The following is a 15896-nucleotide window of genomic DNA, read 5'->3' on the forward strand; positions in this document are numbered from 1 at the left end:
ATCTCCTTAATTAACCGAACAATCGATAACATTCTGAGAATGTCCATCACGGCAGATCCACATGAAGCCTTTCTTGTTTTGCAAAGGGATCTTTTTATAAGCCATCAAACCGCAAGGGCACTGTTGATAATCAACACCTAGAACTGGTCGGCTTGATTTTGCTTTCGCTTCTGGTGCGTAGGTTGAGAGCATGTTCATGGAGTCACCTCAAACTTTTTCTGGTCTAATTCCGCTCGACGCATATCACCCAAAGCCAAGCCACTATTTAGAGCTTCTTTAACCGCATTGGATTGACCCGCAATCGCAGCCATCCAAGCCAAGTGTTCGACAGTATCAATCAACACTTGAGCCGCCTCTTTGTTGTCCTTGCCTTGAGTGAAATTGACCGTGTAATCAATTCCAGCAGAAGATGTGTAAGCGAGATTCGCTGAGAATTTAGATAGACTCATTTAGACATCTCCTTTACCTGACCAGCAGTTGCATGTTGATCCGCTGTGCAACTCAATAAACCAGCAGCACACATTGCGATAACAACGATTGAAGGAAGAACCAAACCCGACTTTGATTTGTACTGCACTGTATTTTCAGCAGTAGGGTGCTGGTGGAGATGTTGAGACGTACAGCTCGGGTTCTTAACGAACTCTGGCATTTGACTATGTTTGATTGTTTGATTCATAATGACCTCGTTGTATGTGAAGCCCGCCAGATGTCCAGTCGATGCGGGCTTTTTTGTGTTTACGAGGTTTAGTTTACCAAAGGAAACTTTATTGTCAACAAAATAGTTTACTTAGAGAAACATATTTTTATTATTGGAAACTTTTGTGCTTTAATAATCAAAAGAAAACCCATCACTGGGATGGGTTGTTTGGAGTTTATTATGCTAACTCATGAAGAAAAATTGGCACTTGTTCGTGATCTTATTGATGCTAATGTAACAGATCCATCAAACATTGTGGCAATTATTAAACACCTTGAAGAAAAACTATTTAAAGCCAACTAGCCCTTTAGGATTTCATCAATATTTGCAGCTCTCGAGTGAACAACTCTATGGCACTGATTATATAGTTTTAGGAAATATTCTCTTGAATTAGGCTTTCTAAATGCATCTTCATTGTTATAGCCCTCAGAAGTAGCAATTCTATCCATTAAATCAAAGGCAACTCTCTCTAGGGAGTTGTCTTTAATTTCAATTGGTTTACTGATTTCTGTTTTATCTACCATCTTTTATTCTCCACCCGATCTGTTTTAAAGAGCTGCGTCGGGTTCGCAGCTATAAGGTATTTCTTATTTACTTAAACTTCTTAAGTGGTCAGCCAGCACGCCAGAATTGACGACCCATAACTTTGAAATTTAAACCATTTTGCTCTGAAACTTCCCTATCCCTGTATTTTGAATTAAGACTATGCAGAGTAAGCTTCCCACCTTCCTCTTTGAATATCTGCTTAATCATTCCTTCGCCTTCAAAGTAAACAGCATATATTTCACCATCTACAATCTCGGTTTGAGAAATATCAATACCAACCATGTCACCATCATGAATAAAGTCAGACATGCTATCGCCTTTGGCTTTAATAATTCTCATGCAGCTTGGGTCGACATGTTTTCTTTGGAAAAATGATGGAGGGAAAGGGAATTTCCCATTAATTACATCAAAGTGAAACTCTATGGACTCACCAACACCACATGAAAAATTAGCTTCCACAACATCAATCCAAATAAACCCATTTTCTGTTTCATAATCAATAACTGTTGGCTTATGCAATTCATTCACATTGAAAGAGGCGTCACTTTTGCCACTCAAATTATGCTTATCCATAAATTCTTGCATATTGAAGTTATTGAATTTCTTTTCTTCTTCACCTGTAAGCAACCAATTTTGAGAAGTTTTTAAGACGGTTGCTAATGCTGGTAAAAATTCAGCTTTAGGCGTGTTTGTTCCAGCTACCCATTTAGACACAGCTCCCTTTGTAGCTCCTGTAGCCTCAACTATTGCAGTTTGTCGAAGACCAAGATCTTTCATTCTTTGAATTATACGGTCGCTAATACTGGTCATACAAAATCCCTCATCACTTGTTTCCTATAGTAAACAAGCACCTTGATATATGAATAAACTTATGGTTTACTAATGGAAACTGTTAGTTTATAAAGGTAAACCATGACTGTAGATGAGTTGAAACTTCACTACGGAGTTAAAACCGATTCCGAGCTTGCTCAGAAGGTCGGATATACCAAAGGTGCTGTTAGTAAGTGGCGAAGCAAGGGTATATCTCTAGAAACCCAAGCTTTATTGCAGATCAAAACAAAAGGGAAGGTTAAGGCTGATTTACAGACTTTAACCGCATAGGTGATCTTATGAGTCTTGATAAAAAATCTACGCATGTTCGCTTGTCTCCAGAGATCCATGAGAGAGCAAAAACTCTCGCCGAAATTAAGGGTAAAGACCTTGCTCAATACCTCGCTTTCTTGCTTGAAAAAGAAATCGTGGGTGAGTGGCATGTTCTTAATTTACAAGCAAAATCTTTTGAGCGCTTGGGATTAGCGGCTTTAGTGCGGGACTTGTCTACTGAGGTGAGCTTTCCAGAGGGATTGGAAGGGATTCAAGGGAATTTTGGCAAAGAAAAAGCCTGATGGTTGAGATCAGGCTTTTTCAGGTAATTCAAACTACTTGCGGAGTTGAATATGAAAACAAATTTAGCACAAAACCCTAGCCAACTTCAACAGTTGCTAGATCAACGCAGAGCAGCACTACAACGGATGCAACGCCCAGTTAAAGACCATTACGTTGAATCGGTCAAAGTTGACTTTGTTGCGGTCTTAAATCGTCATTTTTCGAAAGAGGGCGTTGTATGAATATCGGTGTTGATTTTGAGGAATTAGCAAAAAAGGCAACCATTGTGACTGAGCAGTACTCCAGAATGCCTAATTTCATCATTGATGACATGTACATGGCTCAGCTAAGTGATAAGGCATACAAGTGCTATTCACTCATTCTGCGCCAAACTGTTGGGTTTAATCGTAGCTCAACTTCAATAGCAACAGAAACCTTTAAAAAGTACTGCGGTATCAAAAAAGATGACACCGTTTACAAGTGTATTCGAGAGATCGAACAACTGAAATTAATCTCTGTTACCCGAGCAACAGGTACAACCAATCATATCAAAATTCTGCCAAACCCATCCCATGAAACGGTACTACCATTAAACGGGACTACCCCCATTGAACGGGAGGGGACTACCCCCATTGAACGGGAGGGGACTACCCCCATTGAACGGGACCCTATAAAAGAAAATATTAAAGAAAATATTAAAGAGAGCGCAAATAGGGGAAATGCACCAGATGAGATTCTGAATATTTGGACGCCAGATTTACATTCTCTGAATTCTTGGCTGCAACGTTCTGGACTACCAAAAATTAATCAAGTTCAAGCAGAGGAAATTTTGCTTGAGATCAACCCGCACTACGAAGACAAAATTTTAAGTGGTTTGGCTACAGATACCAAAATGTATTCAAATTTCGTGAAGTGGGTTAAGCGTGATAACAAACTCGTTGAAAAACTTTTTGCGGAAAATGCGAAGCCACAGGCAGTAGCCAACCCTCAAAACCTAGCCGAAGACATGGGGGATTGGTAATGTCACATATTCACAATATCCCAATGGAGCAAGCTGTACTCACAGCATTGATGACAGTTTCAAACTCATTTGACGTGGTGAGCAATGATCTTGATGTGAACAGCTTCTTCCCTGAAAGACACAAGCTTATTTTCCAGTGTATCTCTGATCTGGCAAACGAGAACAAGCCGTATGACGTACTCTTGGTTGAACAAAAGCTCAAAGGCAATGGTGTTGATTTAGAGGAATATCTCAAAAATATGATGGATGAAGCTCCATCAAGTTTTTACAACCTTGAGTCTTACACCGCTGAACTCAACAAGTTCAAAGCACATCGTGAAGTTGAAAAAATTGGCTTGAGCATCTCGGAAGTGGCAAAGGATTTAACTGTTCCTGATATCCATAACGCTGCTGAAAATATCTTGGGTGGATCGACATCAAACGATAAGGCTGAGAAGTCTAGTTTCACCTTTGAAGAAGCCTTAAAACGCGCTGGCAAACAGTTAATCGAGAAAGCTGAAGCAAAGGCAAATAAGCAGTACACGGGTGTGAAATTCAACCTGATTCACTTGGACAACCTTGTTGGAACAATCCAGAAAGGGCATTTCTGTGTGATCGGTGGTCGCCCTGGTTCTGGTAAATCAACATTAGCTCAAATGGTATCGATTCAGACTGCAATGCAGTACCGAGAAGCAGTTTTAGTGGTATCTGCTGAAATGGACGTTGAAACCTTCACAAATCGCTGTATTTCGGCTTTGACCAGCATCCCTTATGACAACATCCATAACGCTGAAATCTTCGACGGCATGCTCATGGAGTTCGCTGGAGCGCAGGATCGATTTGCAGGGCTACCAATCCACATTGAAGACAAGCAGAAGCCAACCATTGCAGAGATTCATTCTTATGCACGCAAGGCAAAGCGCAAGTACAAAAAATTGGGTTGCATCATCATCGACTACCTTCAACTGGTCAGAGATCCAAGCAAGAAAGACCGCTATCAAGAAGTCAGCTCAATCAGCCGTGATTTAAAGGCGTTGGCGAAAGAGTTTGATTGCCCTGTGATTGCATTAGCTCAGTTGAATCGTGAGTCAGAGAAAGGGAAACGCCCTAAGGCATCCGATTTAAAAGAATCAGGGCAGATCGAGCAAGATGCAGATCAAATCCTTTTGGTAAATCCAATTTTGAACAGTGATGACGACCTTCCGAGTGGTGTTACTGAGGTCATCGTAGCCAAAAACCGACATGGCAAAAAAGGCGTAGTTCGTATTTTGGATCGTTTAGATATTTGCCGTTTTGCATCAATTAGAACAGATGAGCAAGGCGTAGGGGGTGGGGTGTGAAAGATCAACATGACAGTAAAACTCTCGACTGGCTTCAAGAATTACAAAATACAGGTGGTTTAAATGAGTTGGCTCTTTTCGCAGGCGCTGGTGGCGGAATACTCGCATCACACCTCCTTGGATGGAGAACAGTTTGCGCAGTTGAACGTGATGCCTACGCAGCACAAGTTTTGGCGCAACGACAAAACGATGGAATTCTCCCGGCTTTCCCAATTTGGTCTGACATCACAACTTTTGACGGAAAACCATGGAAAGGAATTATTGACGTCATATCTGGAGGTTTTCCATGCCAGGACATTAGCTCGGCAGGAAAAGGCGCAGGTATCGATGGTGCTCGATCAGGCATGTGGTCCCAAATGGCACGAATTATTGGTGAAGTACGACCTAGAGAAGTGTGGGTGGAAAACTCACCATTGCTTGTTTCCAGAGGACTTACCCGAGTCATCAGTGATCTTGCCAAAATGGGGTATGACACGCAATGGGCACGTTTTTCAGCATCCAACTTTGGAGCGCCCCATCAACGTGACCGAATATGGATTGTTGCCCACGCCAGTTGCGAGCGATTGGAAAAGAAATGGTTACCCAGGGGACTTAAAGCGGAAAAGCCCAACACTTGGGGCGATCGTGCAGATGTATCCAACGCCAAAAGCTTCAGATGGGAACAAGCGCGGAAAAGTGAGCAATCATCACCAAAACGGATTGGCGGGTGCAGTCAAGAGTGGACAAAGTGGTGGAGTGTTGAACCCGAATTGGGTCGAGTGGCTAATGGGGTGGCCCATCGGGTGGACAGACTTAAAGCCATTGGGAATGGACAAGTTCCAATCGTGGCTAAAAGCGCATTCGAGTTCTTATCTGAAGGCTGCTTGAGTGAGGTGGTCGCATGAGCAGCTCACAACCAAAATTTAATTCAAAAAAATTCGCTACAGCATTTGATTGTTACGTACAGATCATAAGTTTTGCTGTGAAAAACAATCGACGTATTTGGTCTAAGGAAATTGCAAGTTTAGCTGGGGTTCATATTCGCTCAGCGCAGCGGTATCTACATCAATTAGAGGATCAAGGATACCTAGAAGGTGATGGTGAATATCCAATTGGATACTTACCAACCGATAAGGCTAAGAACATATTTGGGGTGAAATCATGAATTTAACAATCGAGAGAATGCGTGAAATTGTGGATGGTGCGCCTATTGGTGCGACAGATTACAGTGATGAAGATTGCGAAATCACTTATTACCAAAAAACAAACAACGTCATTTACTGGGATGATATTTCTGATGTTTGGGATGAGGTGTATTTCGATATGCCTGAATTGAAACCGCTATCAGACCTCCGCACCGCAATTGCTGACCATGACCGCACAGACGATGTATCCGACATTAGAAATCATATTGCACCAACAACAATAGTCACTGATCTTCATGTAAATGAAGCTCTGAAATTAAATAGATTGGGGTGAAATCATGAACGCAAAAGTTCCAGAAGGTCTACGGATTCAATCAAAAATCAAAGCGCGTGGTCGTAATCGCAGAGATCCAAAGTATCAAAACAAGAAAACCGAATTGATGGGGAAAAAGTTCGATTCGATCAAAGAAGCCAAGCGATACAAATTGCTTTGGTTGATGCGGCAAGAGGGTGAGATTCATTCACTCGAATGTCAGGTCAAATTTGTACTGGCTGAGTCGGTCAAGTTTGCAAATGAAGATCGAGCAAAGCCAGCACTTCGTTATTTTGCTGATTTTACTTACACAACAAAAGAAGGGCTTTTCATCGTTGAGGATGTGAAGTCTGTTCAAACACGGTCATTGGCTGAATATCGGATTAAAAAGCATCTGATGAAGAGTGTTCACGGTATTGAGATTAGCGAGGTCTAAATGAGCTTAGTAAAAATTTGGGACAAGGAAATCAAAGGCAAGCTCTATGCAGTTGGTGATATTCACGGCTGCTACAACTTGCTTATGAATCGATTGAATGAAATTGGCTTCGACTTTGAAAATGATTTGCTGGTTGCTGTTGGGGATTTGGTGGATCGAGGTACACAAAATTTAGAGTGCATTGAGTTGCTGTCTAAGCCTTGGTTTACGTCTGTGATGGGGAATCATGAAGAATTGTGTATTCGTGGTGTAGAAAACCAATCATTTTACAACTGCCATATTTCCAATGGTGGTGAATGGTTTTACGTGTTGGATTATGCGGTTCAACAGGAAATCATCAAGAAACTTAAAACCCTACCAATAGCACTTGAGTTGAATCACAAGGGTAAAAAATACGGTTTTGTACACGGGCATATTGAGTCAAACAATTGGGGTGAGTTTAAAGATGAGCTCAATAATTTTGATAAAGCCAAATACGTCATTGAGCGAAAACGACTACCTACCGAGGTAGCAATGTGGTGTCGAGATCGTCTTGATCCTGATGCCACTCAATACACCCATGTGTCAGGTGTTGACGCAGTAATCATGGGGCACACAGTCACACAAAAACCATGCAAGCGAGATAACTGCTACTGGATTGATACTGGTGCAGTTCATTGGGGAACTTTGACAATTTTAAATTTAGAAAATATTTGAGGGTAGTCACATGAATGCAGTAGTAGCAGAGAAGTTTGAAAAATTTGAATGGTTAACTCATGGTATTACTGCGAGTTCTCCAAACTTTGAACCAGTTGTGCATGGCACAGGAGAGAAACCATTGAATTACGAAGATCGTCTTGGCGCTATTGCTTCAATGGATACGCAGCTTGCAAAGTCAGTGACATCATTGATTGTGTTTGGCCATAAGTCTGAAAGTGATTATGAATATGTGCGAAATCACTTGGCTCAAATCATGTTGGCCAATGCTCAAAAGGATAAAAAGCGAGAGCCTGAGCATATTGCGATGTATCACTTGGCTTGGCTGGTTGCTCGAATGGTTATTGATTTTGCATTGAATCCTGAGCTTGAGGGGTATTTTACGGCTCAAGGGCGATTGTATTATGCAGGACTTAATACCCAACAAATGACATCGAACGTATACCGACTGACATGGAAGCAGTACGAAAACCTTATGACGTTAGCAATTGAATCAGCTATCAATGAGGCTGCAGAAGCCATTGAGAAGTATAAGAAAAATACTTACAAAGAATTACGAGCATAGGTCTATCATTATTCTGATAACTCAGGTATAGTTTTCTTATACTGGTCGTATTACGGTTCAACCGAGACCAAAACAATTTTTACCGAGTTATGACTGGTGTTTCCATGAGTTTGGATTGGAGCACCACTTTATTAGGGTTTAAATACACAAGCGTTCTTTTACTGGGATACCAGATAGCATCTTCTTTGGCGACAATCTGTTTTTATAAGGAGAAATTGATGGATCAATATTTCAGTGCGTTTAACTACGTATGCGGTATGGGTGTGGTTCTAGCGATTTTGGTGGTAGATGCTAGGTATCCCTGTCGAAGAAGTTGCTGTTATTAATCTTATAAAGTTTTAACCAAAGTCATGGGGTTCGAATCCCCACTACCACGCCATATTTTTAAAAGCTCACCGAAAGGTGGGCTTTTTTCATTCTGAAATATGAAATTTTTATTAATGTGTATTTTGGATGCATTTCAGTATTGCAATCAGTTGAGATTTTCTGCAAAATTCGCTTCAGATTTAGCAGATAGTTCCCTGACTAATCTTTTAAATTTTAATAGCCTGCAATACAATTTGTGGGCTTTTTTTATGCCCTGAGAAATGTTTTTTGTGTAAGCAATATCAGGGCACCTATGGCGGCACTCTTATTCGTAGTGGTTTAAGTTGAATGCCGCCACCTAATGCGCCATTAGCTCAGTTGGATAGAGCATCCGCCTTCTAAGCGGATGGTCGCAGGTTCGAATCCTGCATGGCGCGCCACCCATATTATGAAGCTCATCATTCGATGGGCTTTTTTTGTTGCTTGGAGAAAGACCATGCTTCGATTATTGATGTGTTTGTTTGGATTCCATGGCGCGACAGAGTTTGATTACACGATTGACGATGAAGAAATCAAAGTGTGTCGAGAATGTTTGAAAGAGATCGAATAGCCAAATAGCTAACCTTTTATTTTTCACCCTCATTGTTAGCCATATAGCTAGCAATTTTGCCGAACGTATTACGGCATATAAAACCCTGCTTAATTCTAGATATTGGCAGGGTTTTTCATTTCTTATAGGTGGTCTATGGATATAGTCGAAGCAAAGAAGAATCTCCAAAAATTGCACGAAGATAAAGAAAAGATAATTAGCTTAAACCACTTAAATTCCACTGTCGCATTTAAATTCGAGTGTGATAAGCGAGTGCGTCAGATCGATCACAACATTGAAACGCTCAAAGAAAACATAAAACGTCATGCGCGATAACAAGCGACTGGTAGCAATACGAAATCTGCCTTGTATCCGATGCGGCAATCCAGATAGTCAAGCCGCACATTCAAATAGCTCAAAGAATGGCAAGGGTAGAGGAATCAAAAGTTCAGACCTGTTCACTATTCCATTGTGCCATTCATGCCATAGCGCATTTGATCAATTTAAATTGGGTGGTCGTGCAGAGAGTGAGGCAATGTTTGAGCAGTGGTTAGAGCAAACTAATCGGATGCTTAAGGTTGAAAGTAAAGAGGTGTTTTGATGGAACCAGCAGTATTCCCAATTAACACCCATTCTGACATCACTAAAGCTATCAGCTTCATGCATAGCAATTACACCAAGGCGATTGAAAGCGGTAAGCCTTTACGTGTTGTGATTGATCAAAAACAGGATGACCGCAGTTCAGCTCAAAACAGACTGTATTGGATGTGGCTTGGTCAGATTGAACGCAAGACAGGGCAGCATAAAGACTCATTACACTTTGAGTTCAAAAAGAAATACCTGATCTTTATTTATAAGCGTGATGACCAAGAGTTTGCAGAGATGTGCGACTCAATCGCAAGAGTGAAACAGTCTGAGCCTGATGAATACAAGCTAATCGGCGAGCATGTTATTAAGCTGACCAGTACAACCAAAGCCACAGTGAAACAGATGACTGAATATTTGAATTACGTGCATGATTTTGCTGCGACACAGTTAGGCGTACACTTAACTATTCCAGAAGATTTGAGATGGTGCTGGGAATATTGATCCTATACGATGATGACTCATTGAATAATTTGAGTACGAGCAATGAGATTCAAGAAAGAAGTAGAGTTTCAAGATTTAAAAGGCAATAAAAAGATTTTTGAGGGTATTTACGAAAAGCGAAAATCCACATCTTTAGATGAGCCAGCACATGGATATGAAAATTTGATTGGTGTAGTTATTGATGGCAAGGTAGTTGAAATGGATGGTTACGGATACTTTTACCACCCAGACACTGGTGATTCTTACACCTTATGAACCAAGACCTCCTTCGGGAGGTTTTTTATTGGCTAATGATTATGAAAAGACCATACCCACCTGAACACCTCATAGATAAAGACTGGACAGAAGATTTTATATTTGAGCCAGCACAAGAGATTTATGAGTGGCTACAGACATGCATTCTTAATCCAGACAGCAAACTATACAACAAAGACCATGAACACTTGATAGACCATTCTGGTGTTTGCTTTCTTTGGGCTGAGAGTGGATTTGAAAAGCAAGGTCGAGTCGTTTTGGGTCAGGCTGAGATTATTCAATTTCAGGTGAGTGGTTGGAAGAAGTACCGACAAGAAGCACAGTTGATTAAATGGTTTGGATTTCTACCTAAAGCTTTAATCACATTAGACGCTCGGTATTGTTCGGAGTGTTCTGATTCTTCATTCATGGCTTTGGTTGAGCATGAGTTGTATCACCTCAAGCATAAGATTAGTCCAAATGGTGGGCCATGCTATGACAGCCAAACAGGTCACGCGATATTGCAAATGCGTGGTCATGATGTCGAAGAGTTCTTTGGTGTTGTTGAGCGCTATGGCGGCAATGTGGATGTGCAAAGAATGGCGGCTTTATCAAACAATGGCCCAACAATTTCCAAATCAAACATTGCTCATGCATGCGGTACGTGTTTATTGAAGTTGGCTTAAATTTTTTTGCCTGTTTAGTTTTACGTCATTTTACAAAGGGGTGTTTATGGCAGCACTCAAAGAGCCTGTAAAAATCTTTATAGTCCAGTCTCTTGCCTGCTTTGAAACACCTCAACAAGTGGCAGATGCTGTAAAACAGGATTTTAAAATAGAAGTCAGCCGTCAACAGGTGGCTGCATATGATCCAACAAAGTACGTTGGTCGCAATTTAAGTAAAAAACTGAAAGACCTTTTTGAAAGTACAAGGGCTGAATTTAAAGCCAGTGTGTATGACATTCCATTAGCCAATAAATCTGTCCGCCTCAATGAGCTGCAAAAGATGTATGACAGTTGGGGCAAAAACAAAGTCATGAAGCAAAGCATCATTAGGCAGGTTAAGGATGAGATGCAAGGACATGACACGCAGCTCTTGGATATAGAAATCAAGAAATTAGAAATTCAACGTATTCGTGATGGTGAAGATGGCGCGGGTGATGATCCAACTCCAGTGAAAGTCACAATTCAAGTTGTAGACGCGAGTAAAGCAAATGCCGAACATCAATCCGACACTGAACATACCTCAGGCTAACTTTCTACAGCTGAAAAATAAGTTTCGTGCGTTTGTGGCTGGATTTGGTAGTGGTAAAACTTGGGTTGGGTGCTCAAGCTTATGCGATAAGTCTTGGGAATTTCCCAAAGTGCCATTGGGTTACTTTGCTCCAACCTATCCGCAGATCCGAGACATCTTTTTCCCAACAATTGATGAGGTTGCATTTGATTGGGGGTTAAAAACCAAGATTTACGAATCAAACAAGGAAGTGGATATTTACTATGGTCGGCAATATCGAAGCACGATTATTTGCCGCTCCATGGAAAAACCGCAAACGATTGTTGGTTTTAAAATTGGGCATGCTCTGATTGATGAGCTGGATGTGATGCCAACAGTGAAAGCACAGCAGGCATGGCGGAAAATCATTGCTCGTATGCGTTTTAAGCAAGCAGGCTTGATCAATGGTATTGATGTGGCGACTACGCCTGAAGGCTTTAAATTCACTTACCAGCAGTTTGTGAAAGAAGCCAATTCAACGCCAGCCAAACGTGCTTTATATGGAATGATTCAGGCTTCGACTTATGACAATGAAAACAATCTACCTGAAGACTATATTTCATCATTATTTGAGTCATATCCACCTCAGTTGATTTCGGCTTATTTGAAAGGTCAATTCGTAAACCTGACAAGTGGTGCTGTTTATCCTGACTTTGATCGCAAGCTTAATCACACTGATGCTGAAATTCAGCCGCATGAACCTTTAATCATCGGCATGGACTTTAACGTTCTGAAAATGGCTGCTGTGGTCTATGTGATTCGGGAAGGAAAACCTTTGGCATTGGATGAGTTGGTAGGAGTTCGAGATACACCGACCATGGCTCAGTTATTGATTGAGCGTTTTCCATTTCATGAAATGACGGTAATTCCTGATGCTGCGGGTCAAGCTAAGTCGTCAAAGAATAGCAGCGAATCAGATCATCAGATTTTGAGGGACAAAGGTTTTACAGTTGAGGTCGACGGAACCAATCCAGCGATTAAAGAACGAATTAATGCGGTGAATGCGTTGATCTTAAATGGTGAAGGTGAGCGGACATTGATGGTCAATACAAACAAATGCCCGAGATTCACCGAGACCCTAGAACAGCAAATTTACGATGATTTTGGCATGCCTGATAAGAAGTCAGGACTGGACCATGTGGGTGATGCTGGTGGTTATCCGATAGCAAAAAGATTCCCAATCATTAAGCCAGTAACTCGCCTAGACATAGATATTTTTGGAAGCAGAAGATGACAGGTGTAACTACAAAACATGCCGACTACACAGCCAATATTCAGACATGGAAAATGCTTGATGATGTTTGTGTAGGTCAGAAGGCAATCAAGGCGGCTGGTCAAGAGTATTTGCCTGTGCCTGTTACTTTTGGTGATGGCGATAAAGAGCGATACAAAGAGTATTTGGATCGAGCAGTCTTTTATGGCGTGACTGGAAGAACTTTAAAAAGTTTGATTGGCTCCGCATTCCAAAGACTGCCTGACTTTAAAAGACCAGATGATTTTAAGTATTTGGAACGAAATGCCGATGGTGCTGGACGATCTATCTATCAAGTTGCACAAAGAATAGTGCGTTTGCTAATGAAGCATTATCGCTGTGGTATCTATGTTGATTATCCGAGCGTGGCACCAAGTGCAAACAAGGCTGAAGATAAGACAAAAAATGCTTATCCAATTATCCATACGCTTGAGGCTAAATCGGTAATCAACTGGGATTATATTATTGTCGGCAATCAGCGCAAATATTCATTGATCGTGATTGAGGAAACAGTTGCCAAGGTCAGTGAAGATGGATTCTCCAAGAAGAATGAAAGCCAATACCGAGTATTACGCTTAATTCCGCAGGATGAGTCTTTCGTTTATGTGGTTGAGGTTTGGACTGCTGGCGAAAAAGGGGAATATACCAAAACCAGTGAAGTTATCCCAAAAGACTATCACGGTAAAACATGGGACTTCATTCCATTTAGTTTTTGTGGTGCAACTGACAATTCGGATCAAATCGATAATGCGCCATTGCTTGAATTGGCTGAAATCAATCTGTCGCACTACCGAAATAGCGCTGATGTTGAAGAATCAGGTTTTATCACTGGTCAGGCTGTCTTATGCATGCCGAATGTGACGATGGAGCAATACAAGGTCATCAAAGAGGACAAGCTTAAGATTGGTTCACGCTCAGGCTTTCCAACTGAGGTTAAGTTTGCTCAAGCAGATGAAAACAGTTTTGTGAAGCAGCTTGCCGCTGATAAATGGGTACAGATGAAAGAAATGGGTGCTCGCTTGGTTGAAGTTGGTTCTGCCAACAAGACTGCAACTCAGGCGGACAATGAAGATTCTGTTCAGCACTCGGTATTATCCCTGGTTGTTTCAAATACCAGTGAAGTGCTTCAGATGGCATTGCTTTGGTGTGCGCGTTTTGCCTTGCCAAGCAAAGAATGGACGTCTGATGATTTAACCTTTTCGATTTCCCAAGATTTCAACAAGCCTAAATACGATCCTGTTCGCTCTCGATTGATTTATGAGGCGTGCTTGAATGGAAGTATCCCTTGGTATGTTTGGTATCACTACGAGCAAACAGGCACGCTTCCTGAAGACAAGTGGGAAGATGTGGTGAAGAAACTTGAACAGCAAACAGACGGTGGGATTAATAATCCACCTGGTGATGGTGAGTAATTATGAACACTTCAGCGCAGAAAGCCTTAGTTGATGCGCTGAGCCAACATTCAGCGTATCTGTATCGAGCATCGTCTCAAGTTATTAATGAGCTGACAGCAGCATTTAACAAGTTGTCTGATGCGCAATTGATGCGACTCAGTGAGCTTTTGGGTGAATTGTCGGATTCTGAGCGGAAAGCACTGCAAAGCATCAACTTTTCAAGTAAGACCAAGACCAGCAAAAATATCGAAGAGATTCGAACCATTCTGAATGAGTGGTTCAAATCTTTAGATGTGGAATTGTTTGAGCAGTTCGATAAATCTGCTTTGCAATTGGCAGTCTATGAAGCCTCATATTCTGCAAAGTTGATTGCTGGATCTGCTGCGGTTGTTAATGCAGAGAAAATCTACAAGACCGTCAGAAGCACACCATTTGCAGGCGGTCAGTTGGTTGAATACCTGTTTGCTGATATTGCCGCTTCACTCAGAAAAAAAGTGGAATATGTCATTCGTGATGGTATTTCACAAGGGCAGACTAATCAGCAGATTATTCAGCGGATTAAAGGTCGCAAGGCGAATGATTACAAGGATGGTCTGCTTGAATCAAGCCGAAGCTCGATTGAACGCCAAGTCAGAACCGCCCGAAGCCATATCAGTAATGCGACTTACATCGACACATATAAAGCACTTGGCTATGACTATGTGAAGGTTGTGGCCACCTTGGATGGTCGCACGTGCAAATACTGTGCATCCATTGATGGGACTGTATATGCAATTGATGATCCGAAACGACCACGCTTTCCAGTTCATCCAAATAACCGCACAACTTATGCACCATGTGATAAGGATGGCAATGTCGCAGGTTTAAGGCCATTTGTGGCTGATGCACGAAAGGTCAAAGACATTCCAAAGGATCAGCGTGACGGCATCATTGGTCAGGTTGATGCAAACACATCATTTAAGACTTGGTTTGATGATCAGGATGAATCATTTCAGCGTCAGTGGTTGGGTAAATCGAAGTTTGAATTGTACCAAAAAGGTGAATATAGCTTGGATAAGTTCGCCGATCCGTTGAATAAGCGGGGTTATACGCTGGAGGAATTGAGGGTGAATGATGCGGAGACATTTAAAGTTGTGCTCGGAGCTTAACTATTTGTATATACAAGATTTTTATTGATTTAATTTAAAGTTTAGGCATACTTGTTTTCAAACCTATTTAAGGAAAACAATTATGGATTATTCAATTGAATCTTTATTAATTGATGCCAACTCGGAATTCAATACAGACTCTCAGGCCAACTTTACCATTGAGGTGCGCAATATAGAAGAAGGGCATCTCGTCATGCTTTCAAGAGCGCAAATAATACCTTGCTCTCTGGAAAAAATTGCCTTACCAGAGGAGTGCGCTTTTTACGCTGACGGTAATGGCAATCAGAATATTTTATGTCCTAGAGGCAAAGATATTGTGACGAGTGTAATGTTATTGATTTTAGAGCGTATTGAGGATAATGGGTGGGGAATCAATAAAGTAGCCGCACAAAGCAACCAACAGTTATTTGATTACCCAAAAATAATAGAAGCCTATTCAAGAAATCCAGATGTTATTTTTAATTAATTAATAAGCAAATTAAAGCACCCAACAGGGTGCTTTTTTATTACCTGTCGAAAGTGGAAGCTGT

25 protein-coding genes and 1 tRNA gene are annotated in these 15896 nt (G+C 41.3%); 22 read left to right on the top strand and 4 right to left on the bottom strand.

All coding sequences use genetic code 11. The features are described from left to right. Nucleotides 1-6 precede the first annotated feature (6 nt). Both ACWQ4X_RS02295 and ACWQ4X_RS02300 read right to left on the bottom strand, forming a co-directional pair. Nucleotides 7-198, bottom strand: coding sequence for a hypothetical protein (locus ACWQ4X_RS02295; protein WP_457902560.1), 192 nt, complete (start codon nt 196-198; stop codon nt 7-9). Next, a complete protein-coding gene (locus tag ACWQ4X_RS02300) occupies nt 195-449 on the bottom strand; it encodes a hypothetical protein (RefSeq protein WP_457902561.1) in 255 nt (84 codons plus the stop codon). Before ACWQ4X_RS02300 ends, ACWQ4X_RS02295 begins: the two co-directional genes overlap by 4 nt. A gap of 428 nt (nt 450-877) precedes the next feature. Here ACWQ4X_RS02300 and ACWQ4X_RS02305 point away from each other — a divergent pair, with 428 nt between their 5' ends. Continuing rightward, the gene (locus ACWQ4X_RS02305; protein ID WP_457902562.1) at nt 878-1000 is read left to right on the top strand and encodes a hypothetical protein; all 123 of its coding nucleotides are present in this window, start codon (nt 878-880) and stop codon (nt 998-1000) included. Here the strand turns inward: ACWQ4X_RS02305 and ACWQ4X_RS02310 are convergent. Both ACWQ4X_RS02310 and ACWQ4X_RS02315 read right to left on the bottom strand, forming a co-directional pair. Continuing rightward, the gene (locus ACWQ4X_RS02310; protein WP_457902563.1) at nt 997-1221 is read right to left on the bottom strand and encodes a hypothetical protein; all 225 of its coding nucleotides are present in this window, start codon (nt 1219-1221) and stop codon (nt 997-999) included. The two genes, ACWQ4X_RS02305 and ACWQ4X_RS02310, sit on opposite strands and share 4 nt — an antisense overlap. An 88-nt stretch (nt 1222-1309) precedes the next feature. After that, a complete protein-coding gene (locus ACWQ4X_RS02315; protein ID WP_457902564.1) occupies nt 1310-2053 on the bottom strand; it encodes a S24 family peptidase in 744 nt (247 codons plus the stop codon). A 102-nt stretch (nt 2054-2155) separates the two neighbouring features. On the opposite strand from ACWQ4X_RS02315, the gene ACWQ4X_RS02320 reads away from it, so the two are divergent. From ACWQ4X_RS02320 to ACWQ4X_RS02420, 21 genes are all read left to right on the top strand, one after another. Continuing rightward, complete coding sequence (locus ACWQ4X_RS02320; protein WP_457902565.1) at nt 2156-2344, top strand: hypothetical protein; 189 nt, start codon at nt 2156-2158, stop codon at nt 2342-2344. A gap of 8 nt (nt 2345-2352) precedes the next feature. Continuing rightward, complete coding sequence (locus ACWQ4X_RS02325) at nt 2353-2628, top strand: hypothetical protein (RefSeq protein ID WP_457902566.1); 276 nt, start codon at nt 2353-2355, stop codon at nt 2626-2628. Between the two features lie 51 nt (nt 2629-2679). Further along, a complete protein-coding gene (locus ACWQ4X_RS02330; protein ID WP_457902567.1) occupies nt 2680-2850 on the top strand; it encodes a hypothetical protein in 171 nt (56 codons plus the stop codon). Next, nucleotides 2847-3629 carry a replication protein gene (locus ACWQ4X_RS02335; protein ID WP_457902568.1) on the top strand — a complete coding sequence of 261 codons (783 nt, stop codon included), beginning with the start codon at nt 2847-2849 and terminating at the stop codon, nt 3627-3629. The genes ACWQ4X_RS02330 and ACWQ4X_RS02335 overlap by 4 nt, the downstream gene beginning before the upstream one ends. Beyond that, the gene (locus tag ACWQ4X_RS02340; protein WP_457902569.1) at nt 3629-4948 is read left to right on the top strand and encodes a replicative DNA helicase; all 1320 of its coding nucleotides are present in this window, start codon (nt 3629-3631) and stop codon (nt 4946-4948) included. The genes ACWQ4X_RS02335 and ACWQ4X_RS02340 overlap by 1 nt, the downstream gene beginning before the upstream one ends. 68 nt (nt 4949-5016) lie before the next feature. Beyond that, nucleotides 5017-5832 (top strand): DNA cytosine methyltransferase, encoded by an 816-nt coding sequence (locus tag ACWQ4X_RS02345; RefSeq protein WP_457902672.1) that lies wholly within the window; start codon nt 5017-5019, stop codon nt 5830-5832. Then, nucleotides 5829-6092: a hypothetical protein gene (locus tag ACWQ4X_RS02350; RefSeq protein WP_457902570.1), complete on the top strand. Its 264-nt coding sequence runs from the start codon at nt 5829-5831 to the stop codon at nt 6090-6092. The genes ACWQ4X_RS02345 and ACWQ4X_RS02350 overlap by 4 nt, the downstream gene beginning before the upstream one ends. Then, nucleotides 6089-6406, top strand: a complete 318-nt coding sequence (locus ACWQ4X_RS02355; protein WP_457902571.1) for a hypothetical protein — start codon at nt 6089-6091, stop codon at nt 6404-6406. Before ACWQ4X_RS02350 ends, ACWQ4X_RS02355 begins: the two co-directional genes overlap by 4 nt. Nucleotides 6407-6410: 4 nt before the next feature. Continuing rightward, nucleotides 6411-6821, top strand: a complete 411-nt coding sequence (locus tag ACWQ4X_RS02360) for a DUF1064 domain-containing protein (protein WP_457902572.1) — start codon at nt 6411-6413, stop codon at nt 6819-6821. Further along, on the top strand, nt 6822-7517 hold the full coding sequence (locus ACWQ4X_RS02365; RefSeq protein ID WP_457902573.1) for a metallophosphoesterase: 696 nt from the start codon (nt 6822-6824) through the stop codon (nt 7515-7517). 10 nt (nt 7518-7527) lie between these two features. Further along, nucleotides 7528-8082 (top strand): hypothetical protein, encoded by a 555-nt coding sequence (locus tag ACWQ4X_RS02370; RefSeq protein ID WP_457902574.1) that lies wholly within the window; start codon nt 7528-7530, stop codon nt 8080-8082. Nucleotides 8083-8751: 669 nt separating this feature from the next. Continuing rightward, a tRNA-Arg gene (locus ACWQ4X_RS02375) sits at nt 8752-8828 on the top strand. A 474-nt stretch (nt 8829-9302) separates the two neighbouring features. Beyond that, nucleotides 9303-9578: a DUF968 domain-containing protein gene (locus tag ACWQ4X_RS02380; RefSeq protein WP_457902575.1), complete on the top strand. Its 276-nt coding sequence runs from the start codon at nt 9303-9305 to the stop codon at nt 9576-9578. After that, entirely contained in the window at nt 9578-10066 is a 489-nt protein-coding gene (locus tag ACWQ4X_RS02385; protein WP_457902576.1) for a recombination protein NinB, read from the top strand. Before ACWQ4X_RS02380 ends, ACWQ4X_RS02385 begins: the two co-directional genes overlap by 1 nt. Nucleotides 10067-10108: 42 nt before the next feature. After that, the gene (locus tag ACWQ4X_RS02390) at nt 10109-10321 is read left to right on the top strand and encodes a hypothetical protein (RefSeq protein WP_457902577.1); all 213 of its coding nucleotides are present in this window, start codon (nt 10109-10111) and stop codon (nt 10319-10321) included. Nucleotides 10322-10362: 41 nt separating this feature from the next. Further along, complete coding sequence (locus tag ACWQ4X_RS02395) at nt 10363-10986, top strand: putative metallopeptidase (RefSeq protein WP_457902578.1); 624 nt, start codon at nt 10363-10365, stop codon at nt 10984-10986. A 46-nt stretch (nt 10987-11032) separates the two neighbouring features. Continuing rightward, nucleotides 11033-11554: a DUF2280 domain-containing protein gene (locus tag ACWQ4X_RS02400; RefSeq protein ID WP_457902579.1), complete on the top strand. Its 522-nt coding sequence runs from the start codon at nt 11033-11035 to the stop codon at nt 11552-11554. Further along, the gene (locus tag ACWQ4X_RS02405; RefSeq protein ID WP_457902580.1) at nt 11514-12806 is read left to right on the top strand and encodes a terminase large subunit domain-containing protein; all 1293 of its coding nucleotides are present in this window, start codon (nt 11514-11516) and stop codon (nt 12804-12806) included. Before ACWQ4X_RS02400 ends, ACWQ4X_RS02405 begins: the two co-directional genes overlap by 41 nt. Next, a complete protein-coding gene (locus ACWQ4X_RS02410) occupies nt 12803-14236 on the top strand; it encodes a DUF4055 domain-containing protein (RefSeq protein ID WP_457902581.1) in 1434 nt (477 codons plus the stop codon). Before ACWQ4X_RS02405 ends, ACWQ4X_RS02410 begins: the two co-directional genes overlap by 4 nt. A gap of 2 nt (nt 14237-14238) precedes the next feature. Then, a complete protein-coding gene (locus tag ACWQ4X_RS02415; protein WP_457902582.1) occupies nt 14239-15366 on the top strand; it encodes a minor capsid protein in 1128 nt (375 codons plus the stop codon). Between the two features lie 82 nt (nt 15367-15448). After that, nucleotides 15449-15832 (top strand): hypothetical protein, encoded by a 384-nt coding sequence (locus ACWQ4X_RS02420; RefSeq protein WP_457902583.1) that lies wholly within the window; start codon nt 15449-15451, stop codon nt 15830-15832. Nucleotides 15833-15896: the final 64 nt, after the last annotated feature.

Source organism: Acinetobacter sp. NigerLNRRAM0016 (assembly GCF_054112845.1).

What these genes read in the sequence shown, in the direction of transcription:
- ACWQ4X_RS02420 (WP_457902583.1), top strand. Translation starts at nt 15,449, where the DNA reads ATGGATTATTCAATTGAATCTTTATTAATTGATGCCAACTCGGAATTC.
- ACWQ4X_RS02315 (WP_457902564.1), bottom strand. Translation starts at nt 2,053, where the DNA reads ATGACCAGTATTAGCGACCGTATAATTCAAAGAATGAAAGATCTTGGT.
- ACWQ4X_RS02365 (WP_457902573.1), top strand. Translation starts at nt 6,822, where the DNA reads ATGAGCTTAGTAAAAATTTGGGACAAGGAAATCAAAGGCAAGCTCTAT.
- ACWQ4X_RS02410 (WP_457902581.1), top strand. Translation starts at nt 12,803, where the DNA reads ATGACAGGTGTAACTACAAAACATGCCGACTACACAGCCAATATTCAG.
- ACWQ4X_RS02400 (WP_457902579.1), top strand. Translation starts at nt 11,033, where the DNA reads ATGGCAGCACTCAAAGAGCCTGTAAAAATCTTTATAGTCCAGTCTCTT.
- ACWQ4X_RS02325 (WP_457902566.1), top strand. Translation starts at nt 2,353, where the DNA reads ATGAGTCTTGATAAAAAATCTACGCATGTTCGCTTGTCTCCAGAGATC.
- ACWQ4X_RS02350 (WP_457902570.1), top strand. Translation starts at nt 5,829, where the DNA reads ATGAGCAGCTCACAACCAAAATTTAATTCAAAAAAATTCGCTACAGCA.
- ACWQ4X_RS02305 (WP_457902562.1), top strand. Translation starts at nt 878, where the DNA reads ATGCTAACTCATGAAGAAAAATTGGCACTTGTTCGTGATCTTATTGAT.
- ACWQ4X_RS02405 (WP_457902580.1), top strand. Translation starts at nt 11,514, where the DNA reads ATGCCGAACATCAATCCGACACTGAACATACCTCAGGCTAACTTTCTA.
- ACWQ4X_RS02330 (WP_457902567.1), top strand. Translation starts at nt 2,680, where the DNA reads ATGAAAACAAATTTAGCACAAAACCCTAGCCAACTTCAACAGTTGCTA.
- ACWQ4X_RS02370 (WP_457902574.1), top strand. Translation starts at nt 7,528, where the DNA reads ATGAATGCAGTAGTAGCAGAGAAGTTTGAAAAATTTGAATGGTTAACT.
- ACWQ4X_RS02355 (WP_457902571.1), top strand. Translation starts at nt 6,089, where the DNA reads ATGAATTTAACAATCGAGAGAATGCGTGAAATTGTGGATGGTGCGCCT.
- ACWQ4X_RS02385 (WP_457902576.1), top strand. Translation starts at nt 9,578, where the DNA reads ATGGAACCAGCAGTATTCCCAATTAACACCCATTCTGACATCACTAAA.
- ACWQ4X_RS02310 (WP_457902563.1), bottom strand. Translation starts at nt 1,221, where the DNA reads ATGGTAGATAAAACAGAAATCAGTAAACCAATTGAAATTAAAGACAAC.
- ACWQ4X_RS02415 (WP_457902582.1), top strand. Translation starts at nt 14,239, where the DNA reads ATGAACACTTCAGCGCAGAAAGCCTTAGTTGATGCGCTGAGCCAACAT.
- ACWQ4X_RS02340 (WP_457902569.1), top strand. Translation starts at nt 3,629, where the DNA reads ATGTCACATATTCACAATATCCCAATGGAGCAAGCTGTACTCACAGCA.
- ACWQ4X_RS02390 (WP_457902577.1), top strand. Translation starts at nt 10,109, where the DNA reads ATGAGATTCAAGAAAGAAGTAGAGTTTCAAGATTTAAAAGGCAATAAA.
- ACWQ4X_RS02295 (WP_457902560.1), bottom strand. Translation starts at nt 198, where the DNA reads ATGAACATGCTCTCAACCTACGCACCAGAAGCGAAAGCAAAATCAAGC.
- ACWQ4X_RS02395 (WP_457902578.1), top strand. Translation starts at nt 10,363, where the DNA reads ATGAAAAGACCATACCCACCTGAACACCTCATAGATAAAGACTGGACA.
- ACWQ4X_RS02335 (WP_457902568.1), top strand. Translation starts at nt 2,847, where the DNA reads ATGAATATCGGTGTTGATTTTGAGGAATTAGCAAAAAAGGCAACCATT.
- ACWQ4X_RS02300 (WP_457902561.1), bottom strand. Translation starts at nt 449, where the DNA reads ATGAGTCTATCTAAATTCTCAGCGAATCTCGCTTACACATCTTCTGCT.
- ACWQ4X_RS02320 (WP_457902565.1), top strand. Translation starts at nt 2,156, where the DNA reads ATGACTGTAGATGAGTTGAAACTTCACTACGGAGTTAAAACCGATTCC.
- ACWQ4X_RS02360 (WP_457902572.1), top strand. Translation starts at nt 6,411, where the DNA reads ATGAACGCAAAAGTTCCAGAAGGTCTACGGATTCAATCAAAAATCAAA.
- ACWQ4X_RS02380 (WP_457902575.1), top strand. Translation starts at nt 9,303, where the DNA reads ATGCGCGATAACAAGCGACTGGTAGCAATACGAAATCTGCCTTGTATC.